We start from the raw sequence: 20,400 nt of genomic DNA on the forward strand, positions 1-20,400 counted from the left end.
GCACCTGGGTTCTTGCAGCTCTGCGGCGCATCTCGCCTTGTAGCGGGCTGACGCGGCGATACAGAGCAGGGCGAGTGCCATCCGACCAGTAAGCGTTCCCAGGGCACAAGATGGCCGATTCGAGAGCGGGCTACGGACAGCGACGCGAGCTGCGACTCAGGACAGGTGACCGCAGTCTCACGATCTGGGCTTCCTTGCCGCCAGTGCACGTGTCGGTGAGAAATCGGCCGACGTGGTCTTCGGTGGCGGCGTAGTTCGTGGTGGCCATGCGGGCGCGGGCGGGGCCGGCGAGGTTGTCGCGCGTGCTGCTGGGGTCTCGGGTGGCGAGGAAGCGACGGGCGCCCTCGATCCAGGTGAGGATGCCGGGAACCTGGCAATTTATCCGGACTGTTACACGTAGGCCGCTGACCTGCGGCAACTTCCACATGCTTTTGTTCCACGTGTTCTGTGATGACGCACCACGTGGAGTGCGTGGCGATTCTGGAGCCCGTGAAGAAGGATGACTGACCCTGCGGGGTCAGTTGCTGTGCGCAAGGTTCGGCGGAGGTGCGGGCAACACAGCCTGCCTTCCCCGATTCGGTGCAGCGATCAAGGTTTCCCGGTCGAGTACCTGCCGAACGCCCGCATCGCGACGGCGCCCGCCAGCGGGCCGGGCGCCAGGAGGAGGAAGGCGTGGCGCCAGCCGACGGCCTCGGCCAGCAGAGGGGTGAGCTGGATGGTGATGACCGTCAGGGCGAATCCGATTGCGGTCTGGGCGGTGAGGGCCGTTCCGATGTAGCGGTGGTCGGCGACCTCGCTCAGTGATGTCGAGAACACCCCCGAGTCCGCGATCACGGCCGCACCCCACAGCATGCAGAAGGCGAACAGAAGCAGCGAGGAGGAGTGGAAGAAGAAGGGGGAGACCAGGCAGCACAGACCACTGAGAAGAAGAGCTGCCATGGCGGCGGGCGGGCGGCCGAAGCGGTCCGCGCCCCAGCCGCCGAGCAGGCAGCCGGCGGCTCCGCCGAGTCCCATGGTGAGGAACACGGTGATCTCCACCGAGCCAGGAAGGCTTTTTGCGGCAGGCGTCGCCAGCAGGAAGGACGGGATCCACGTCCACAGCGCGTAGAGCTCCCACATGTGCCCGAAGTAGCCGAGGTTGGCCAGCCGCGGCCCGCGCTCGGTGAACATGGTCAGCGCGTACCTGGGATTGCGGGCAGGAGCGGAGGTCGCCGCGTAGGGGCCGGGCCGGACACAGAGCAGAGCGATGGCGGAACCCACGAAGCCGGCCGCCGCGGCGGCGAGCAGAACGTCACGCCAGCGCAGTGATCCCACCCCGGCGATCAGATGAGGAAGCGCGGAGCCAAGGGTGAGGGCGGCGATGAGGACGCCCATGGTCCTGCCCCGTCCGGCACTGCCGGACCAGGAGACCATCAGCTTCATGCCGGTGGGGTAGACCCCGGCCAGGAACATCCCGGTCATGAAGCGCAGCGGGATGGCGACGGCCAGCCGGTCGGCGACGAGGGCCAGCACCACGGTGCAGACGGCGGCTGCCGCAGCGCTGGCGGCGAGCAGACGCTGCGGCGGGACGCGGTCGGCCAGATTCGTGGCGGCCGAGGCCACGGCCCCGGCGACGAAACCGATCTGTACGGAGGCCGTCAGCCATACCGCACCGCCGGCCGTGAGTCCCCAGTCGGTCCGGAGGCTGGGCACCACCGCCGACATGGAGAACCACACAGCTAGGCCGAGCACCTGCACCGCAGCGATCGCGCCGCGTTGCACAACGATGTTCACACATACCCCTTTTGGGTCGAGCCTCTGCTCCGCCGGACGCGCACGCTGCGGCCGAGGCCGACCCTATGCTCCCGGCCCGGTGCGTAACGGAGACAGCAGGCTGCCCGGAAACGTGACGTGCCGGGGCCGGGAGGTGCCGAGCCGCAGCGCGTCGATGAGGGCCTTGGTGACGTCGTCGGTCGTGGCGGCCGAGCCGACGACCTCACGTGTGTCTCAGCTGCTCGCCCCCGTCTCTCGTCCGTCTGTACCGAGTAGCCATCCCTCTCGCCGGGTTGGAGGTACTCCCGAAGGAGGGGCGGAGAACCGTCGTGGGTGAAGGGTGTCCGCGGTCCACCTGGCCGGGGGATGGGCAAGGGGGGCCTCATCCGGGAAGATGAGCGAGCTGGCTGCGCCGATCGCCCAGGGGAGTGGCAGCTGATGAGAGCGTGTGTTGTCGGGGCCGGCCCCGGAGGGATCGCCACCGCCAAGGTGCTGCTGGAAAATGGGTTCGACGTCACGGTCTTCGACAAGTACCCGCAGGTCGGCGGAATCTGGTCAGTAGAAGGCTGCTACGACGGGCTGGCCAATCAGTCCGCGTTCCGCATCTTCGAATTCGCTGATCTGCCCAACAGCCTGCACTTCGCCGGTGCGGTGGAAACGCAACGCTACCTGGAGAACTACGCCAGGACCTTTGGGGTGCTGGACCGCGTCCGGCCCGGCACCGAGGTGGTCTCCGTCCGCCCGCGGAGAGGCCCGGACGGGTGGGCGCCTCCGGCTGGTTGATCGACTCCCGTCCGGTGGGGGACAAGTCGGCAAGGGTTCAGCGCGAAGCATTCGACTACGTAGTGGTCGCCAGCGGGGCTCATCATCATGCCCGGGTGCCCGAGCTGCCTGGGCGTGAGTCGTTCCGTGGGACCGTACTGCATTCCAACGAGGTGCGGGCCGGGATGTTCGCCGGCCGGCGCGTGGTCGTCGTGGGCGGCGGCAAGTCCGCGTTGGACCTGGTCACCCGTGCCGCGCGTGAGGCGGCTTCGGCCACGATCGTGCAGCGCAAGGTGAACTGGATGATCCCCGAGCGGCTTCTGCTCGGAATGGTCGGCTACAAGTGGATCCTGTTCACCCGGCTCGGTGAGGCGCTCCTGCCCCGGTACCACGACTCGGCCTGCATCCGTCCGGTCGACCGCATCGACAAGCGGGTCAAAAGGGCACTGTGGTGGCTCGTCACCCGTGACATGCTCATCTCCACCGGGCTGTACCGGCTGCCGAGGGAGCTGCGGCCCACCCACGCGCTTCCCTTCCACCTGACCCACGCGGGAGTGATGCCACGCGGCTACGCGCGGGCTGTCCGCCGCGGCTCGATCACCCCCAGGATCAGCGCCGTCGAGGCGTACACCGCCGCGGGGCTGCTCCTGGCGACCGGCGAGGAACTGCCCGCGGACGTGCTCGTGTTCGCCACAGGGCACCACAAAGTGTTCCCGTTCCTGCATCCGTCCGTACGCGTGCATGATTCCGCGGGGCGACTGAGGCTCTACCGGGGCATCGTGCCACCCGGCGCCGACCGGCTGGCGTTCGTCGGATTCCGGCAGGTCTTCAACAACATCATGGGCGTGGAACTCACCGCGCACTGGCTGACCCGCCATTTCCGGGCCACGCTGAGCACTGCCCCGAGCGAGCAGGAGATGTGCGAGGCCATCGACGCCCGGATGGCCTGGCAGGAGCGGGTACTGCCGGGCTCCGGCGGCTATGACTTCGGGCCCTACGACATCCACTGCGCGGACGAACTCCTGCACGACATGGGCTTACCGTCTCACCGCGCCCGCAATCTGCTGGCCGAATACCTGCTCCCCGGAGGGGTCGCACACCGCTACGCGGGCCTCTCGCGACAGCGATCGCGTGCGACGGAATGAAGGAGGGAGCGGGAAGCCCGAGCTCCTGTGCCACCACCTCACTGCGTGGATACGGGCACGAGGAGGCTGAAGTGGCAGGTCGGAGCGGCGCCGCGCGGCGGAGGACGCGACCGCACTGACGTGCCGCAACGAGCAGCAAGACGTTCGGGCGTGTGCAGCCCGACCGGGCGAAGGACAGGTTCCGAATCTCCCTTTCACCATGCCCCTCGCCCGCAGACCTCGCCGCAGAACCGTGCCTGGGAACGGTTCCATTCCCCTCAGATGGTCAGCCCGTGGTGCACGACACCGTCGGCCAGGTCCAGGATCCGTTGGTCTGAATCGTCACCCCCCAGGTGTTTCCGCTGCCGTTGGGCTTCGCGGTCAGGACCTGGGCGCCGGGGTAGGCGGTGCTGACGTTCCAGGTGGAGAGGATCTTCTCGGGGGCCGGGACGTTCATGGTGACGGTCCAGTTGCCGGCGCCGGTGACGGCGACGTTGAGGTTGTAGCGGTCGCTCCACTGCTGCCCGGCGGAGAGCGTCGCGGTGCAGCCGCCGGTGCCCCCGCCTCCACCGGTGCCGCCTCCGCCGGCGCTGCCGTCGGGTGCGACGGCCCGTCCGGTCTGCGGCGAGATCATCCCTGAGCAGAGGCCGCGGGATGCGAGCGACTGAGCGATGCGCGGGATCGCGGCGAGTGTGTTGGCCGGCCACTCGTGCATCAGGATGACCTGACCGTTGGTGAGTCGTCCGACGGCCTGCACGATCGCGTCGCTACTGGCACCGTTCCAGTCCTGCGAGTCGACGTCCCAGATCACCTCCGTCAGTCCGTACTTGGCCTCGACGGCCTTGAGGGTGGAGTTGGTCTCGCCGTACGGCGGCCGGAACAGCTTCGGCGTGCCTCCGCCAGCGTTGGCGATGGCCTGCTGGGTCCGGGAGACCTCCGAGTCGATCTCGGCCTGGCTCTTCTGGATGAGATGCGGGTGTGTGTAGCTGTGGTTGCCGACCCACATGCCGGCATTGATCTGGGCCTGTACCTGGCTCGGGGCGGAGGCGGCGTACTGCCCCTCGTTGAACATGGTGGCCCGCAGGCCGTTCTGCTGGAGAGCGTTGAGCAGGGCGGGGGTGTGGTCGTTGGACGGGCCGTCGTCGAAGGTGAGGCCCACGTAGCCGTTGCAGGTGACGGCCTGTGCGGGAGCGGCGGCCGTGGCGGTCAGGCCCAGGGAGGCCGTCGCGGCGAGAGCCAGACCGGCGGCCAGGGTGGCCGGGCGACGGCGGGGAAGGAGATGCATGGGGGTCCTCCTGGTGGCGGAGGTCCGGCCACGCCGAAAGCGCGGCCGGACGCGTGGTGAAGGGGAGGGGCACTGCGGACCCGGTGGGATCAACCGGCGCTGCAGGTGACCGTGGGCCAGGTCCAGGAGCCGTTGGTCTGGATGGTGGCTCCCCAGTTGTTTCCGCTGCCGTTGGACTTGGCCACGAGGGTCTGGCTGTCCGGGTAGCTGGTGCTCACATTCCAGGTGGACAGCACCTTCTCGGGCGAGGGGACCTTCATGGTGACGGTCCAGTTGCCGGAGCCGGAGACGGAGACGTTCAGGTTGTAGCGATCGCTCCACTTGTCTCCGGCGGAGAGCGTCGCGGTGCAGCCGCCCGAGCCTCCGCCGGTACCGCCACCCGTTCCGCCACCGCCCGTGCCGCCGCCGGAACTGCCCTCGCTGACGGTGATGTTGGAGCTGCCGCTGCTCTGGTAGCCCTCGGTCGCCATGATCATGTAGTTGAAGGAACCCATGCTCATGCCGTGGCTCGACCAGGCGTCGAAGTGGTTGCCCGTGGTGATGGTGCCCCCCGTCCGCTTCGACTGGCGGACGCTCCAGTACTGCTTGAAGGTCTTGGTGCCCTCGATCGAGGGCTGGTTCACCCGGGTCGTCTCATAGATGTCGTAGGTGCCTCCGTCGCTGGTGACCGTGCCCTTGAACGTGCCGGTGGGGCGATACGTGCCGAAGTTCTCGACGACGTAGTACTCGACCAGTGGGTTGGTGGTCCAGCCGTAGAGCGCGAGATAGGCGTTGCCCGACGGGTTGAAACTGCCGGAGTAGTTCACGGACTTGCGTCCCCCGGTGCTCCACCCCTTGCCGCCGACGAAGTTGCCGACGTTGCTCCACTGGTAGCCGTAGTTGCCGCCCGAGCCCAGCGTCATCGACACCGAGCCGCCGCCATCGCTCCAGTGCGAGTAGTAGTAACCATTGTTGGTGCCGGTCTGGTTGGAGTTGATGACGGTGTCGGCGCTGGCGGCGTTGGGCAGCAACAGCACGGCGACCGCGGCCAGGGCGATCGCCCAGGAGCTTCTCAGCAGGGTCATGAAGCGGCCGGGTCGGCGTCTGCGCGGTGATGGCACGGGTGCGCTCATGGCGGTGTCCTCCAGGGGCTGTGACGTACGGGTGATGCCGGACGGTCCCTGCCGACTCACCTCAACGCTGGGGCGCTACCGCACGGTTGGGCTCACGCGGCAGTCGGCGATCGTTGTCCGGCCCGATCACGGAGTCTTGATCTGCCCCCGACAACTGTCAATAGTTTCGGCAAGTATTGCGAAACCTTCGGTCTCGACGGAGGAGTGCCCTTGGAGTCATTTTCCCAGGTTCATACGCAATATCGAGAGTATGGAAACTGGCGCAGGCCGGTCGCGACGAGGCGGATGATTCATTCTGCATATGGGCAACTCCGAAACTTTCGAGATTGCTCGAATCCCGTGCCGTGCCCAGGGGTGCCCAGGGGTGCCCAGGGGTGCCCAGGGGTGCCCGCCGTTTCGGCGAACAACTCGCGCGCGTTGGTGCCGTCGTTGGCGCCGGGGTCGCGGCGACGCTGCCTGCGGTCGTCTGCGGGCAGGCGTGGTTCGGGTCGGCGAGGAGGCGGCGGCAACTGCCCGGGTGAAACGCATCGAGAGGTTGGGCGGCGCTGCTGACCTGCTGTTTCCCGCGCCTCGTGCCGGTCATGGATGCGGTGCTCCGGGCTTCGCGCGGATGGGTGCGAAGCCTCCGTGACGCTCAATTGACGACCACTCCGATGAGGTGTCAGGTCAGCCTCGCTGCTGCGTGCCGGGACTGGGTGACGCGGGTGCGGTGGGCGTCAGGGTGGTTCCGGACCGGCAGCCCTTGCGACCTCTCTCGGGACGGCGACGGACACGCGGTGGGCGGGGCGCCGGTGGACGCCCGCGGCGAGGCCGGAGACGACGAGGGATCCGGCGGCGAGGTGGGCCTGGCGTTCCATCGGTCAGACGCGGCGATATACCGACGCTGCCCGGTCCTCGCCGGCCGAATCTCGGTCAGGCCCCGGTCTACCAGCCGGTCCAGAGCAGGTGGCCGACCGCCAGGGCGACCACCGCCTGAGCTGCCAGCCAGCCTCGGCGGCCGCGCGTGGGCAGGAGCGCGGCTGCAGGGAGGAGCCAGAGCATGAACGGCTGCCAGATCCGTTCCGTCTCCGCCTTGCTCATCCCCGACAGATCGGCCGCCAGCAGGGCCAGCAACGCCGCCGACACGAGCAGGACCAGATGCTGCAAGGGAGAGGTGGTCCCCGTGCGGAAGGTGCGTACCGTTCCGGGGGCGCCTGCCGCGGCTCGGCGCAGGCCCGCGAGTGTTGCCGGTCCGACGGCGATCGCGGTGCAGGCGAGGTTGGCCCAGACCCAGTAGGAGTAGGGACGGATACCGCCCGCACCCTGGTGGTAGCGCTCGACGAGCAGCCTGTACGCCTCCCACCAGTTGAAGCCCGCGAGCGTGAATACCACCGGCACCACCAGAGCCCCTAGTGCGAAGAGGGGGAGCGGCCGGGCGGTGCGGGCGAGCACGAGGACGGCGAGGAGCGGGAGCGCGATGAGTGTCAGACCGTAGCTGAGGTAGCAGGTCAGCCCGAAGAGGAGGCCGGCGGCCAGTGCGGTGACCGCGGGGCTGCGGACCGTGCGGGTCGCAGCCAGGGACAGCAGGGTGACGGACCAGGCGGCGACCGCGGTGAAGTACCCGTCCGCCGAGGTGCCTGCCCAGATCGCGACCGGGGCGAGGACGACGAACGGCGCGGCGCGGCGGGCGGTGTATTCGTCCGCAAGAGTGCGGACGGCGATCAGGACGGCCACTGCGGCGGAGGCGCCGGTCACGATGCACCAGACCCCGGCCCAGGCGCCGCCGCCCAGCCCGATGCGGTCCAGTAGGACGAAGGTCAGAGTGGACCCCGGCGGGTGTCCGGCGACATGAGCCGGCCAGTTGCCCGGTGGGCCGACCAGGATGTGGTCGTTGAATCCGCGCAGGGCGGCACCGATGTCGTCGAAGCGGCCGATGACGCGCAGGTACTCGTGCTTCGTGGTGAGCCGCTCGGCAATCCCGCGGCCCCAGCCGTCGATCAGCGCGAGCGAGAAGACCCAGGCGAGCGAGGCGGTGTAGCAGCTGAGGAGCAGCTGACGCCAGCGCAGCCGGTCGGCGAGGACGGGACCGTAGGCAATGACGGCTGCGGCGACGACGGGTGCGGCCCAGGTGCCGGGGCCGACGTGCGGGTACCAGGACGCGAGCAGCGGCGGCCAGTGGACCACGAGGACGCGGGCGGAGTCGTCGAAGGCCCGGCCGATGAGCACGGCAGCGGCGACCAGCAGGAGGCCCGCCACGGCGGCGGCCAGATCGCGGGGGTTCCCGGAACGCTGCGCGGGGAGCCGTTCGGCGGATTGTTCAGTGCGGTCCACTGTCTTCACACCGGCACCGTACGCAGGACGGGGCGGCAGGGGCGCCGTGTGGCGGGGCGCGTCACCGAACTGTCAGATTCCGGAGCGTCAGAAACGGCCGGTGCCGACCCGCCTGCGCGCTCACCGGGGTGACGTCATCGTTTCGTCAGGAGTCGCAACCGCCCGCCCCCTCCACTCCCGGCATAGCGTCCGGGGCATGGGCGACAGCCGTCGGAAGAGTCCGACCCCACCCGCGTTCCTCTCCCGCCTCCTCGCCGGACGCGCGACCACGATCACCGACCGCCTGCCCTCCGCGCCGGGGTTCTGGCGCAGCCCGGTGCGCGGCGTGCGGTTCACCGCGGTGCTCGGTGTCGTCCTGCTCGCCGGTATCACCGTGCTGTTCGTGACCGGCCTGCTCTCGTACGCCGCCTACAACCCGGAACTGAACCCGGTCAACGACAAAACGCCTGACAAAGGGCTGCTGGGCTTCTACCTCTTCGCCTGGCCGACCGGGCCGCACTGGCTGTACCGGCTCACACAGGGGCTCCATGTCACGCTCGGTATCGTGCTCGTCCCGGTCCTGCTGGCCAAGCTCTGGTCGGTCGTGCCGAAGCTCTTCGCGCTGCCGCCGGTCCGCTCCGTCGGGCACGCGCTGGAGCGGATCTCACTGCTCCTCCTGGTAGGCGGGGCGTTGTTCGAGTTCGTCACCGGGCTGCTCAACATCCAGCTGGAGTACCTGTTCCCGGGCTCCTTCTACCCGCTCCACTTCTACGGGGCGTGGGTGTTCTTCGCCGCCTTTCTCGCCCACGCGGGGCTCCGGGTGCCGCAGGCCGTACGGGTGCTGCGCTCGGGAGGGCTGAACGAGAGTGTTGCGGGCGACTCGCTGGAGTCCCCCGCCCCTTCTCCGCCGACGCTGACCCGCCGCGGGGCGCTGACCATGGTGGGCGCCGGTTCGCTGCTCCTGCTGATCACCTCGGCAGGACGGAGTTTCGACGGACCGCTGCGGCGTCTCGCCGTCCTCACTCCGCACGGCGCCGCCGAGCCTGGCTCGGGGCCCAACGGCTTCCAGATCAACAAGACGGCCGCCGCGGTGGGCATCACCCCGGCCGAAACGGGGGAGGGGTGGTGGCTCACCGTCAGCGGGCCGGCCGGCGAGCTCCGGTTCACCCGGGGGCAGTTGCTGGCCATGGACCAGCACAGCGCGGCGCTTCCGATCGCGTGCGTGGAGGGCTGGTCAACATCGGACCAGTGGTGGCGCGGGGTACGGCTGAGGGATCTGGCTGCACTCGCCGGGTACCCGGACGGTGCGCCCGGGCTGCTCGTGGAGTCGGTTCAGCGCCGTGGGCCGTTCCGCCGGGTCGCGCTGCGCGACAACCAGGTACGCGATCCGCGTTCCCTGCTGGCTCTCGCCGTCAACGGGGAGGAGCTGACACTCGATCACGGATATCCGGCACGCATCATCATCCCGGCGGCCCCTGGCGTACTCAACACCAAATGGGTGTCCCGGCTGACCTTTGGAGCACCGTGAACAGGTATGACCCGTGGGCCGTCATTCGGCGTTGGTACGGGGAGGGGCCGCTGCACTTCCTGCTGATGGCCTCCTCCTTCGCCCTGGCGGGCTATGCGGGCGTGCGGCTCCTGGCGGGTGACACCTTCGGCGTGGTCGTGTGGTTCGTCGGCGCCGGACTCGTGCACGATCTGGTGCTGGTTCCGGTCTACGCGTCCGCGGACCGGCTGCTGTGCCGGTCCGTCGGCCGGCGCTCCGGCCTGGTGAACCACGTGAGGGTGCCGGTGTTCCTCTCCGGACTGCTGCTGCTCGTGTGGTTCCCGCTGATCACCCGGCAGACCGAGCGTTACGAGCCGGCCAGCGGACTGTCCCCCGATGTCTTCCTCGGGAACTGGCTGCTGATCACGGCCGCACTGTTCCTGGTCTCCGGGGCCTGGCTGGTGGTCCGGACCGCCCGGATGCGCCGCAGGGAGACGAAGGCACGGCCGTCCGTGTCCCACTGATCGACGGAGTGCAGGCCCTCGGGGCGGGCATACCTGAGCAGTGCGGCAGTGCCGAGCCGGGACCAGGGGAAGGCGGCTGCAGGCGCCGGCCCGGACGCTGAGGCGCGTCCGTCGTCCAGCTGCACACGCACCCGCTCGTCGATGTCCTGCGGGGCGGTTTCCACGATGAGCAGCCCGCCGGGAGCGAGAAGGTCCGCCGAGCGCCGCAGCAGGCTGGGCGGGTCGCCGCCGATGCCGATGTTGCCGTCGATGAGCAGGACGGTGCCCCAACGCCCCTCGTCCGGCAGTGGTTCGAAGACCGAGCGGTGCAGTGCGGAACCGCCGAGCAGCAGGGTGCGGTCGACTGCGGCCTCGCTGACATCGATCCCGAGTGCGCGGTGGCCGCGAGCCGCCAGTGCGGCGACCAGCCTCCCGGGCCCGCATCCGATGTCCAGGACGGGGCCCTCGCAGCGGTGCAGCGCCGACAGATCCGCGGTGTCCGCGCCGGCGCACCAGCGCTCGACATCCAGCGGCAGCAGCCAGCCGTCCGTGCGGCGGAGGAAGAGCGGCCCGTGGCCTTGACGCAGGGCGATGGCGTACGGGTCGGTGCCCCATGAGTCGGTGGTCCATGACGTGACGTCCGGGCGCGGCGGGTTCATCGTGCCGCGGTCCCGGCCCGTGGGGGTCATCGGATCGCCGCATGGGACAGCCTGGCGAGTGCGGTGGCGAACCGCCCGTCCGGTGCGAGTGCGGCGACGTGCGCGGCGTCGGCCGCTGTGTCCACGTCCCGTAGCCGGGGAAGATCCCGGACCGCCAGTCCCGCCTCGACCAGTCGGCGGCGCTGCACGGCACCGGTCTCGGGGACGGACATCGGGACGCCGCGCAGGAGTCCGGGGTCGGGTGCGGCCAGGCCCAGCGCCCAGAATCCGCCGTCCTCGGCCGGGCCGAACCACGCGTCGCAGCCGTCCCAGGCAGTGGGGGAGAGAGCGGCGGCCAGATCGGCCGCCGTGACCTGCGGCGTGTCCATCCCGATCAGGAGGGCCGGCCCGGTGCAGGAGCCGAACGCGGCGGCGAGACGCTCGTCGAGACCCCCCGCGCACTGCTCCACCACATCGATGCCGGGCGGCAGCCAGCGGCCGGGCCTCCCGTCCAGGACGACCACGCGCCGCGCGGCCGGCAGCGTGCGGACGGTATGCAGGGTGTCGGCGAGCGACGCCTCGGCGAGGCACGCGGCCTCGGTGGGGGAGAAGGGCGGAGTGAGCCGGGTCTTGACCCGGCCGGGCAGTGGCTCCTTCGCGATGACCAGCAGGGTCGTCACTCCGGCCGGGGCTGCGCATACGGAGCCGGGCACGGATGAATTCATCGGGAGACCCCCACCGGGACCGGTACCTCACCCAGCACGGCCCGCATATCGCGCACCGCGTGCCAGGTGCCCAGCCAGGTGCCGGTGACCTTCGACTTTCCCGTCCGAGCGAGGTACGGGACGTCCGTCTCGGTGACACGCAGTCCCATGTCGGCCGCGCGCACCACCATCTGCAGCGGATATCCGCTGCGCCGGTCGGTGAGACCGAGCCCCAGCAGATCGGCCCGGCGCGCGGCCCGCATCGGCCCGAGGTCATGCAGCCGCAGCCCGGTGCGGCGGCGCAGCATCCGGGCAAGCACCGCGTTGCCGGCCCGGGCGTGCAGCGGCCAGGCGCCCCGCTCCAGGGGACGGCGTCTGCCGAGCAGCAGGTCGCTCTCGCCCTCGGCAATCCGGCGGACGAAATCCGGCAGAAGCCCGGGATCAAGCGAGCCGTCGCAGTCACAGAAGCAGACGAACTCCGCCTCGGAGGCGAGCAGCCCCGCGTGGCAGGCTGCGCCGAAGCCGCGACGCGGTTCGCGCACCACCGTCGCGCCGAGGGACTGGGCCAGCTCGGCCGAGCCGTCGCTCGAGCCGTTGTCCACGACGATCGCCCGCCAGCCGCGGGGGACCGAGGCCAGCACCGCGGGCAGGGCAGCAGCCTCGTCCAGACAAGGCAGGACGACATCGGCGCGGGGGCCGAAAGTATCGGAAGGAGGAATCACGCAGCTCACCCTACGGAGCGGAAACCGGCAAATCGGGTACCGGATTCTTACGAAATATGGACGTCGCCAGCTGGTGGCACAGGGGCGTCCGCGCTCCGCCCCGGCAGGTGCCAAGGTGGTGGCATGCAGCTGACCCCGGATCCCGCACCGCGCAGCCCCGCCGACGGGACGCCTCTCGCCTGCCCGGCGCGTGACGGCAGCCGCCCGGGAAGCGGAATCAGACCGTCCTGTGCGACCACGAAAACACGGAGCGCACCGCCGGCAGGCAGAACCGCGCCCGAAACCTCTATCCGCGGCCACGTACTCGTCGTGGACGACGACCCCACTGTCGCGGAGGTGGTCACCGGATACCTGACGAGTGCCGGATATGAGGTGGCCCGGGCGGCCGACGGACCGGCCGCGCTGGACCTGTTGGCCGCCCGGCGCCCGGACCTCGCCGTCCTGGACCTGATGCTGCCCGGCATGGACGGATTCGAGGTCTGCCGCCGCATGCGGGCTCACGGACCGGTGCCCGTCATCATGCTCACCGCGCGCGGGGACGAGGAGGACCGCATCCTCGGCCTGGAAACAGGCGCGGACGACTACGTCACCAAACCGTTCAGCCCTCGCGAACTCGTCCTGCGGGTCGACTCCGTGCTGCGCCGCGCCAGGGCGGCCGCGGCCCCGTCCGGCCCTTCGGCCCTGCTCGAAGGCGCGGGCCTCGTCCTCGACCCCGCGGCCAGACGCGCGACGTCCGGGGACCGGGCACTGTCCCTCACCCTGCGGGAGTTCGACCTCCTCGCTTTCTTCCTGCGCCACCCGGGCCGCGTCTTCACCCGGGAGGAGCTGATGCGCGGGGTCTGGGGCTGGGACTTCGGGGACCTGTCGACCGTGACCGTCCACGTCCGCCGACTGCGCGGGAAGGTGGAGGCAGATCCGGCAAGCCCGGAGCTGATCCGTACGGTCTGGGGCGTCGGCTACCGGCTTGACCTGCCCCCGGGCAGGGGCGCCGCCGCCCCACCGGAACCCGGGCCCGACGCCGGCGCAACGGACCCGTCGGCCACGGGCGTAGCCGGCTCCGGCCGACCAGCCCTCGGCCCGTCAGCTCCAGGCCCTGTAGCCCCCGGTGGCTGCGGGGGCGGAGCGGCGTCATGACCGACATCCTGCTCATCGCCCTCTTCGCCTTCCTCGGCGCCGCCGCGGCCGGGCTGCTCGGCGCGCTCGCGCTGCGGCTCTTCCGCCATCGTTCGCTCGTCGTCTCACTGACCGTCGTCGCCGCCGTGGCGGTCACCGCGATGCTCGCCGGCACCCTGGCCGTCGCCTGGGCGATGTTCCTGTCGCCGCACGACCTCACCGTGGTCACCACCGTCGTCGCCATGGCCGCCGTCGTCTCCCTCGTCACCGCGATGCTGCTCGGCCGCTGGGTGGCGGCGAGGAGCCGAGATCTGACCCTCGCTGCCCGTTCCTTCGGCGACGGCGGCACCTTCGCGGCCCCGGAGGCCCCGGCCACCGCCGAACTCGCCGCACTCACCCGCGAACTGGCCGCCACCAGCGCCAAGCTCGACACGTCACGTGAACGGGAGCGCGCACTGGAGACCTCGCGGCGTGAGCTCGTCGCCTGGATCTCGCACGACCTGCGGACCCCGCTCGCCGGTCTGCGAGCCATGTCCGAGGCGCTGGAGGACGGCATGGCCGTCGACTCGCAGCGCTATCTGCGGCAGATACGGACCGAGGTGGAGCGGATGAGCGACATGGTCGGCGACCTCTTCGAGCTGTCCCGCATCCATGCCGGCTCGCTCGTCCTCACCCCTACCCGAATCTCCGTCTACGACCTGGTGGGCGACGCGCTCGCCGGTGCGGGGCCGCTGGCCCGTGAGCTCGGAGTCCGGCTGGTCGGGGACCGGATCGAGGCGGTGCCCGTCGAGGTCGACGGCAAGGAGATGAGCCGGGTCCTGGGCAACCTCCTGATCAACGCGATCCGCCGCACCCCCGCCGACGGCACCGTCGCGGTGACCGCGCACCGCGCGGACGACGGGGTGGTGCTCTCGGTGACCGATGGCTGCGGCGGCATCCCGGAGGAGGACTTGTCCCGGGTCTTCGACACCGGCTGGCGCGGCACCCATGCCCGTACGCCCCCGGCCGGGGCGGGACTCGGACTCGCCATCGTGCGCGGCATCGTCGAAGCACACGCCGGCCGTGCGGAGGTCCGCAACGTCACCGGCGGCTGCTGCTTCGAGGTGACGCTGCCGGTCGTGTGAGCCTCAGGTGGAGAGCCCGACGGTGGCCGCCTCCCGCAGCGGCTCCGCCGCGAACCGAGCCATCCCCGTGGCGAAGCCCATCTCCGGCTTCCAGCCCAGTTCCTCGCGCAGCCGCCGCGAGTCCGCCGTCACATGACGTACGTCCCCCAGCCGGTACTCACCGGTGACGACCGGGGCTGGGCCCCCGTGGGCCGAGGCCAGGGCCGCGGCCATCTCACCGATGGTGTGCGGCTGCCCGCTTCCGGTGTTGTACGCGACGAAGCTGCCCGGCCCGCCTTCCGTGACCGCCTCCAGCGCCACCGCGTTCGCGGCGGCGACGTCCCATACATGGATGAAGTCCCGGCGCTGGCCGCCGTCCTCGAAGACGCGGGGCGACTCGCCACGGGCCAGAGCGGAACGGAAGAAGGAGGCGACCCCGGCGTATGGGGTGTCGCGCGGCATGCCCGGTCCGTACACGTTGTGGTAGCGCAGCGACACCGCGCGCCCGCCCGTCGCCCGCGCCCACGAGGAGGCGAGGTGTTCCTGGGCGAGCTTGGTCGTCGCATACACGTTGCGCGGGTCCACCGGCGCGTCCTCACCGACGAGACCGGGTAGCAACTCCGTGTCGCAGGAGGGGCAGCGGGGCTCGAACCGGCCCGCGGCCAGATCGTCCTCCGCGCGCGGTCCCGGCCGGACCTGACCGTGCCGACGGCAGTCGTACCGGCCCTCCCCGTACACCACCATCGAGCCCGCGATCACCAGGCTCCGCACCCCCGCCCCGGCCATCGCGGCGAGCAGTACGGCCGTCCCGAGGTCATTGCACCCCACGTAGTCCGGCGCGTCCGCGAAGTCCTTGCCGAGTCCGACCATCGCCGCCTGATGACACACCGCGTCGATGCCCCGCAGCGCACGGTCCACCGCCTCGCGGTCCCGCACGTCCGCCACGATGAGCCCGCTGTCACCGCCGGGCGGCGGGGCGGGGACACGGCCGTGGGCCGAGGGGAGCAGGGCGTCGAGCACCACCGCCTCGTGCCCGGCCGAAACGAGTGTCCGCACGATCTCCGAACCGATGAACCCGGCGCCGCCGGTGACCAGTACACGCATGACCACCACGGTAGGCCGCCCGACGTCGAGTCGTGCACTGACGACTCGGCATGTCACGGGACCGTAAGCGATGTGTCAGGGACCTGCCGCGTCAGCGACGCGCAGGGTCGGTGACCAGTGCTGCGGCGCCGTCCGACCCTCAGGACCCGGCGGCGGAGAGGACGAGCGTGTCGGCGGCCGCGTAGAGGTTGGTGGATGCTCCGGTGCCGGCCACGACCGCCGCAGGGGGAAGGCAGTCGTGGTGAGGGTGGCCGGGAGGCGGAGTGGGACGGGGGGCGCGCTGCGCCGGCAGGTAGTCCAACTCGCCCGCGGTCACCGGGATCGCTGAGCTGCTGCTGCGGTGCCCGGACGGGTGAACAGGAACGGAGAACAGGCGGGGCCGCAGTGGGCGCGCCTCACGTTGTCGGGTCCGCGCCGGGGTGTGAGGGCGCCGATGCGTTGCTGCTCCTGTGTGGGGAACGGCGGACGGCGAGGACCGCCAAGTCGTCCTGCTGCGCGCCGGCGGTGTAGGCGTGTACATCGTCGACGAGTGATCGGGTGAGCCGGCTCGCAGTGATGTCGTTACGGCCGGTAAGGCGTTCCTCCAGCGGGTAGAAGGTGCCTTCGGATGATCGGGCCTCGGTCAGGCCGTCGGTGCACAGCAGCAGCGTCGCCCCTTCGGGGAACGTGAACCAGGACACCGTGCGCGGCTCGTCCACCAGGTCCGCCAGGCCGAGCGGCGCATGCTCCGTCCCCGCGCCGACGGCCGCGACGACTCCGTCGTGCAGCAAGTAGGGCGGGATGTGGCCGCAGCTGACGAGTTGGGTCTCGGCGCCGGAGTCCACTCCCAGGACGACGGCGGTGACGAACCGTTCCGGCTCGCCGCGCTGTTGCGCGTAGCCGTTGTGGCGGACCACCGCCGCCTCGAGCGAATCGATGAGGGCGGTAACCGTCGGTTCGCGGTGAGCGGCTTCGCGGAAGGCCCCGACCACCTCGATGGCCATGCCGATGGCGGCGAGCCCCTTGCCCTGGACGTCGCCGATCAGCACACGGGTGCCCCAGGGGGTGGCCGCCACGTCGTAGATGTCGCCGCCGACGAGTTTGTCCTGCTGCACCGGTTCGTACACGCCATCCACGAGAACGTCGTCGGTGAGCAGCGGCAGAGGCCGCAGGATCTGCCGCTGCATCGCGGCAGCGGTCGACCGCAGGCTGACCAGAGCCATCTCGCGAGCGATGCGCAGCCGCGATCCGTAGACGGCCAGTACGCCGAAGCCGAGGGCGAACAGAGCCAGGGTCACCCGGTCGGCGAGATTCTCCCCGGACAGGGCAACGGGAATGATGACGAGAACGCTCACCCAGACGGAGACCAGTGCCGTCTGGCGAGGAGTGCACAGCGCGGCGGCGAACGCGGGGAGGAACACCAGCAGTCCGAGCAGGAGCACTGCCGTTCCGGTCAATTTGCCGAGGGCGATGGTCACCACCGTCACTGCCACGGTCACCAGGACGACAGCGCGCGTGGTGGGCGTGCGGATGGAAGTGCTGCCATCCCTTTCCGCGAGGTCTTCCACTGATCCCAGCGCAGTTCGCAACGAACCGAACATGCGAGCATCCTCCAGCGGCGGTGTGACAAGGCGGCGCAGGTGCCGCACGCAGCAAGAGACGTGCGGCCCCCATGATGCAATCCGGTTGAAATGCCGGAGGGAGGCTGGCCGGACCCGCGTTGAAATGCGTCCTTTCAGCTGACCCGGAGGCGCAACTGCACCCGAGCCCTTGCTCTCGCCGCTCCGGGGCAGCGGAACAGCGGCCGGCCGGCCACCCCGCGGGGGGAGGCCGGCCGGCCGGACTGTGTGGTTACCGGACGTCGTAGGCGCGGGTGATGGTCTGAGTGACCGCGTTGCCGTTGGCGTCGGTGAAGGTGGCCCTGGTGGTGACCTGTTTGCCGGTGGCGCCGGAGTGGTCGAGCACGGCCGACCACTTACCGTTCCGCTGCTGGGCCGGAGCCTGCACCCAGGTGGCGCCGCCGTCGTAGGAGTACGACAGCGTGGCGGCCGTGATCGCACCCGGCGTGTACCCGGCGTGCCCCTCGACCGACAGGCCGACCTTGATGCCGCTCTTCGCCGGCAGCGTGTTCAGACCGGCCACCGGCATGTCGTACGCCGGTGCGAGGAACGGCAGGTCGCGCGAGAAGACGGTCGGCTCCCGGTGGGAGCGGAAGCTCCACGTGGTCGTGACGGCGGTCGAGCGCAGCCAGTTCCGGTCCGACGTGTCGATCTTCTCCAGGATCTGGGTCAGCTCGTACGCGGAGTCCTCGTCCGGCACCGTGAACACGGCGTACGGGTAGGCGCTGCTGCCTCCTGCGACCCGTTTGTGATTCACCACCGGGCCCCATTCCCGCAGCTCACGAGTGATTCGGGGGACGCTCTTCCGGTTCTGCGTGCGTTGTCGAAGCCTGGCGGTATTTCTGCATGAGGGGCGACTTTGCCGGTGGTGCCCGCACCGTGAAGAAGGTGATGCCGTGAATAAGGCGATGCCGTGACACCCCCAGGTGCACGCCGGAACGGCTGGATGCGCCCCGCGCACTACTCACCGTTCGAGTGAATGGAAGGTGCGTTTCCCCAGGTCGAAGCGGTACGGGAGTCGTGCGAATTCGCTATTCAATTGAATGAGGAAATTCTTTTGCGGGCCCGTCTGATTTGCGGTCTTACATTTCATCTATTTCACTCAAAACGTACGGCAACCCCCACTTCCCACAGGACGGGGCAACACCCATGTACACCACTGAATCCACTGCCACCGACATCGAGATCGACCTCGACGCGGCGCTCAACCCGGGCGAGGCCGAAGGCTTCTACCGCGACTCCCGCGAGTGCGCGTATCTCGCCCTCCTCGGAGGCGGCTCCGCACTGCTGCTCTCGCCGCCGACCCCGCGCCCGAAGAAGGGCTAGTCGGTAGCACATGGACCAGTCACATGCCTCGTCCCCCCTCGCGGGTGCCGTGCATGACCTGGCAACAGAGGTGGTCCTCGCTCTTCGGAGCGGGGACCACCTCGCCACGGTGTGCGGCGCGGCCGGAATTGACGAGGACAACCGGACAGGAATTGCCGCGGTACGCGTCATCGGAGCCGATCTGCTGTTGCCCAGTGTTCTGCACGGCCACCATCCGCATCCCGGAGACCTCGCGGTGCTCCACCGTGCCGTGCGGGAGTTCCCGCCCCGGCCCGACGCCTCCGACGCCACGGCCTGGAGCCACTGGGGCATGAGGTCCGCCCTGCACCGGACGGCACCGGCCACCACCCCCGGGCAGCTGCCCGCCGCCGGGCCCGGCACCGGTGAGCCGGATGCGGCGTGGCTCGAAGGAGCCCCCTGGCAGGCCTTCACCCATCAGCTCTCCGTGCTGGCGCCGCTCGCCGTGCCGGCCGCCTCGTCGGCCGTGCACCGGGCCGCCGCCCACCGGGTCGTGGATCTGTCCCGGGGATTCGTGCGCGCGGTGCGGCGGCGCAACTGGCTCCAGGCGGCGGGTGCCGGCCGCTGGCTGGCCGGGCTGGACGGCCGGCCCGACACGCTGGGCCTGGACCGCGGACTCGACTTCGTCGAGCTCATGGGCGGCACGGACCCCCGGGTCGCACTGCACGTACGGGCCGCCCGGCTGATGGCAGAGGGGCGGGCGCGGTGACGGCACCGGCGGCCACCGCCCCCGGCGGTACGGAGGGTGCGGCGCTGTCCGTCCTGCCCGGCGTGCTGCGGCAGGCGCTCGGCTGGGCCGACGCCCACCGCGCGGGGTTCGTGCTCCCTCCGGACGTCCTGGAACCGCACACCCAGGTCAACAGCACACTCAAACCCCTTGGCGAACTGGCCCAGCTCTGCACCACGATCCGCCGCAGCACCGCCCCGGACACCCCGGACCACGGGACGGCCGGGGAACTCGTCATGTTCGCGTGGGAACAGGTGCACGCCGGCGACCTGTTGCTGGAGCTGCTGCGCGGCGAACCGTTCGCCGCGTACCCGTACGAGATCTACGCCGCCTTCGCCGGATACGGGCTGCGCAACGAGGGCTTCGAGAGCCTGGCCGGGACGCTCGCCGCGACCAGGGGCTGGGCCCACACCGAGCAGCAGGCCAACCGGGAGCTCGGGCTGATCAATTCGGAGCGGCGGATCGGCAACCCCCTCCACACCGACGCCGGTTCGGTCCTCGCCCGCACCTGGCTCGGCGGGCTGTCCGAACCGTGGATGTTCGAGGGTCCCTCCGGCTACGCGCTGACCCACACCGTCTTCCACATCACTGACTGGTGCTGCGTTCCCGAGCGGATGCCCGCCGACATCGACGCATATCTGCGGGCCTGGCTGCCGCCCTGGGTCGACGGCTGTCTGGAGAGCCGGCAGTGGGACCTGACCGGCGAACTGCTCGCGGTCGCCGCGGCCCTGCCGGGGCCGCCGCCCACGGACCTGCTGGACGCGGCCTGGCCCGCGCTCGCCACCGCGCAGGCCCCGAGCGGCGCGGTGCCGGAGACGGGTTCCACGGTGCGGGCCGCCCCGCCGGACGATGCGGGACCGGGACCGGGCACGGAGCCTGACCCGTATCCGTTCCTCGCCTGCTACCACTCCACCCTGGTCACCGCGTTCGCCGCCGCGCTGTGCCTCAAGCGGCTCACCGAGCACCGGGCCGATGCAGCCGCAGAGGCCACCGGGGCCGCCGTATGAGCCGCACCGTCCTCAGATGCCGCACCA

Annotated in this window: 18 protein-coding genes; 8 read left to right on the plus strand and 10 right to left on the minus strand. The window is 70.5% G+C overall.

Annotated elements, in window-relative coordinates; all coding sequences use genetic code 11:
* Positions 1 to 588: 588 nt before the first annotated feature.
* Entirely contained in the window at positions 589 to 1,773 is a 1,185-nt protein-coding gene (locus tag ACIOEW_RS29535; protein WP_401967328.1) for an MFS transporter, read from the minus strand.
* Between the two features lie 417 nt (positions 1,774 to 2,190).
* On the opposite strand from ACIOEW_RS29535, the gene ACIOEW_RS29540 reads away from it, so the two are divergent.
* On the plus strand, positions 2,191 to 2,535 hold the full coding sequence (locus ACIOEW_RS29540; RefSeq protein WP_401967330.1) for an NAD(P)-binding protein: 345 nt from the start codon (positions 2,191 to 2,193) through the stop codon (positions 2,533 to 2,535).
* A gap of 14 nt (positions 2,536 to 2,549) precedes the next feature.
* A complete protein-coding gene (locus tag ACIOEW_RS29545; RefSeq protein ID WP_401967332.1) occupies positions 2,550 to 3,659 on the plus strand; it encodes an FAD-dependent oxidoreductase in 1,110 nt (369 codons plus the stop codon).
* 265 nt (positions 3,660 to 3,924) lie between these two features.
* On the opposite strand, the gene ACIOEW_RS29550 is transcribed toward ACIOEW_RS29545, so the two are convergent.
* The 3 genes from ACIOEW_RS29550 to ACIOEW_RS29560 all read right to left on the minus strand — a co-directional run bounded on the left by ACIOEW_RS29550 (position 3,925) and on the right by ACIOEW_RS29560 (position 8,354).
* Positions 3,925 to 4,923, minus strand: coding sequence for a polysaccharide deacetylase family protein (locus ACIOEW_RS29550; protein ID WP_401967334.1), 999 nt, complete (start codon positions 4,921 to 4,923; stop codon positions 3,925 to 3,927).
* An 89-nt stretch (positions 4,924 to 5,012) separates the two neighbouring features.
* Entirely contained in the window at positions 5,013 to 6,035 is a 1,023-nt protein-coding gene (locus ACIOEW_RS29555; RefSeq protein WP_362554396.1) for a glycoside hydrolase family 11 protein, read from the minus strand.
* Positions 6,036 to 6,959: 924 nt separating this feature from the next.
* On the minus strand, positions 6,960 to 8,354 hold the full coding sequence (locus tag ACIOEW_RS29560) for a hypothetical protein (protein ID WP_401967336.1): 1,395 nt from the start codon (positions 8,352 to 8,354) through the stop codon (positions 6,960 to 6,962).
* 187 nt (positions 8,355 to 8,541) lie between these two features.
* Between ACIOEW_RS29560 and ACIOEW_RS29565 the strand changes: the two genes are divergently transcribed.
* Positions 8,542 to 9,852: a molybdopterin-dependent oxidoreductase gene (locus ACIOEW_RS29565; RefSeq protein WP_362554392.1), complete on the plus strand. Its 1,311-nt coding sequence runs from the start codon at positions 8,542 to 8,544 to the stop codon at positions 9,850 to 9,852.
* A gap of 325 nt (positions 9,853 to 10,177) precedes the next feature.
* On the opposite strand, the gene ACIOEW_RS29570 is transcribed toward ACIOEW_RS29565, so the two are convergent.
* From ACIOEW_RS29570 to ACIOEW_RS29580, 3 genes are read right to left on the minus strand one after another with little or no spacing between them, the layout of a single operon-like run.
* A complete protein-coding gene (locus ACIOEW_RS29570; protein WP_401967433.1) occupies positions 10,178 to 10,972 on the minus strand; it encodes a class I SAM-dependent methyltransferase in 795 nt (264 codons plus the stop codon).
* 26 nt (positions 10,973 to 10,998) lie between these two features.
* The gene (locus ACIOEW_RS29575) at positions 10,999 to 11,676 is read right to left on the minus strand and encodes a DUF2064 domain-containing protein (protein WP_401967337.1); all 678 of its coding nucleotides are present in this window, start codon (positions 11,674 to 11,676) and stop codon (positions 10,999 to 11,001) included.
* A complete protein-coding gene (locus ACIOEW_RS29580; protein WP_401967339.1) occupies positions 11,673 to 12,377 on the minus strand; it encodes a glycosyltransferase family 2 protein in 705 nt (234 codons plus the stop codon). Before ACIOEW_RS29580 ends, ACIOEW_RS29575 begins: the two co-directional genes overlap by 4 nt.
* A 288-nt stretch (positions 12,378 to 12,665) precedes the next feature.
* Between ACIOEW_RS29580 and ACIOEW_RS29585 the strand changes: the two genes are divergently transcribed.
* Together ACIOEW_RS29585 and ACIOEW_RS29590 are read left to right on the plus strand one after the other, a co-directional pair.
* On the plus strand, positions 12,666 to 13,511 hold the full coding sequence (locus tag ACIOEW_RS29585; RefSeq protein WP_401967435.1) for a response regulator transcription factor: 846 nt from the start codon (positions 12,666 to 12,668) through the stop codon (positions 13,509 to 13,511).
* Positions 13,508 to 14,614 carry a sensor histidine kinase gene (locus ACIOEW_RS29590; protein ID WP_401967341.1) on the plus strand — a complete coding sequence of 369 codons (1,107 nt, stop codon included), beginning with the start codon at positions 13,508 to 13,510 and terminating at the stop codon, positions 14,612 to 14,614. Before ACIOEW_RS29585 ends, ACIOEW_RS29590 begins: the two co-directional genes overlap by 4 nt.
* A 3-nt stretch (positions 14,615 to 14,617) precedes the next feature.
* Here the strand turns inward: ACIOEW_RS29590 and ACIOEW_RS29595 are convergent, their stop codons facing one another.
* The 3 genes from ACIOEW_RS29595 to ACIOEW_RS29605 form a co-directional block, all read right to left on the minus strand.
* Positions 14,618 to 15,697, minus strand: a complete 1,080-nt coding sequence (locus ACIOEW_RS29595; RefSeq protein ID WP_401967344.1) for an NAD-dependent epimerase/dehydratase family protein — start codon at positions 15,695 to 15,697, stop codon at positions 14,618 to 14,620.
* A 395-nt stretch (positions 15,698 to 16,092) separates the two neighbouring features.
* Positions 16,093 to 17,277, minus strand: a complete 1,185-nt coding sequence (locus ACIOEW_RS29600) for a PP2C family protein-serine/threonine phosphatase (protein WP_401967347.1) — start codon at positions 17,275 to 17,277, stop codon at positions 16,093 to 16,095.
* A 250-nt stretch (positions 17,278 to 17,527) separates the two neighbouring features.
* The gene (locus ACIOEW_RS29605; RefSeq protein WP_401967349.1) at positions 17,528 to 18,055 is read right to left on the minus strand and encodes a hypothetical protein; all 528 of its coding nucleotides are present in this window, start codon (positions 18,053 to 18,055) and stop codon (positions 17,528 to 17,530) included.
* A 389-nt stretch (positions 18,056 to 18,444) separates the two neighbouring features.
* Between ACIOEW_RS29605 and ACIOEW_RS29610 the strand changes: the two genes are divergently transcribed.
* Genes ACIOEW_RS29610 through ACIOEW_RS29620 form a run of 3 tightly spaced genes read left to right on the plus strand, consistent with a single transcriptional unit; the run spans position 18,445 to position 20,373 of the window.
* Positions 18,445 to 18,621 (plus strand): hypothetical protein, encoded by a 177-nt coding sequence (locus ACIOEW_RS29610; protein WP_350995886.1) that lies wholly within the window; start codon positions 18,445 to 18,447, stop codon positions 18,619 to 18,621.
* Between the two features lie 10 nt (positions 18,622 to 18,631).
* A complete protein-coding gene (locus tag ACIOEW_RS29615; RefSeq protein ID WP_401967350.1) occupies positions 18,632 to 19,348 on the plus strand; it encodes a hypothetical protein in 717 nt (238 codons plus the stop codon).
* Positions 19,345 to 20,373: a DUF6895 family protein gene (locus ACIOEW_RS29620; protein WP_401967352.1), complete on the plus strand. Its 1,029-nt coding sequence runs from the start codon at positions 19,345 to 19,347 to the stop codon at positions 20,371 to 20,373. The genes ACIOEW_RS29615 and ACIOEW_RS29620 overlap by 4 nt, the downstream gene beginning before the upstream one ends.
* Positions 20,374 to 20,400 lie beyond the last annotated feature (27 nt).

Source organism: Streptomyces sp. NPDC087901 (genome assembly GCF_044742205.1).
Taxonomy (GTDB): domain Bacteria; phylum Actinomycetota; class Actinomycetes; order Streptomycetales; family Streptomycetaceae; genus Streptomyces.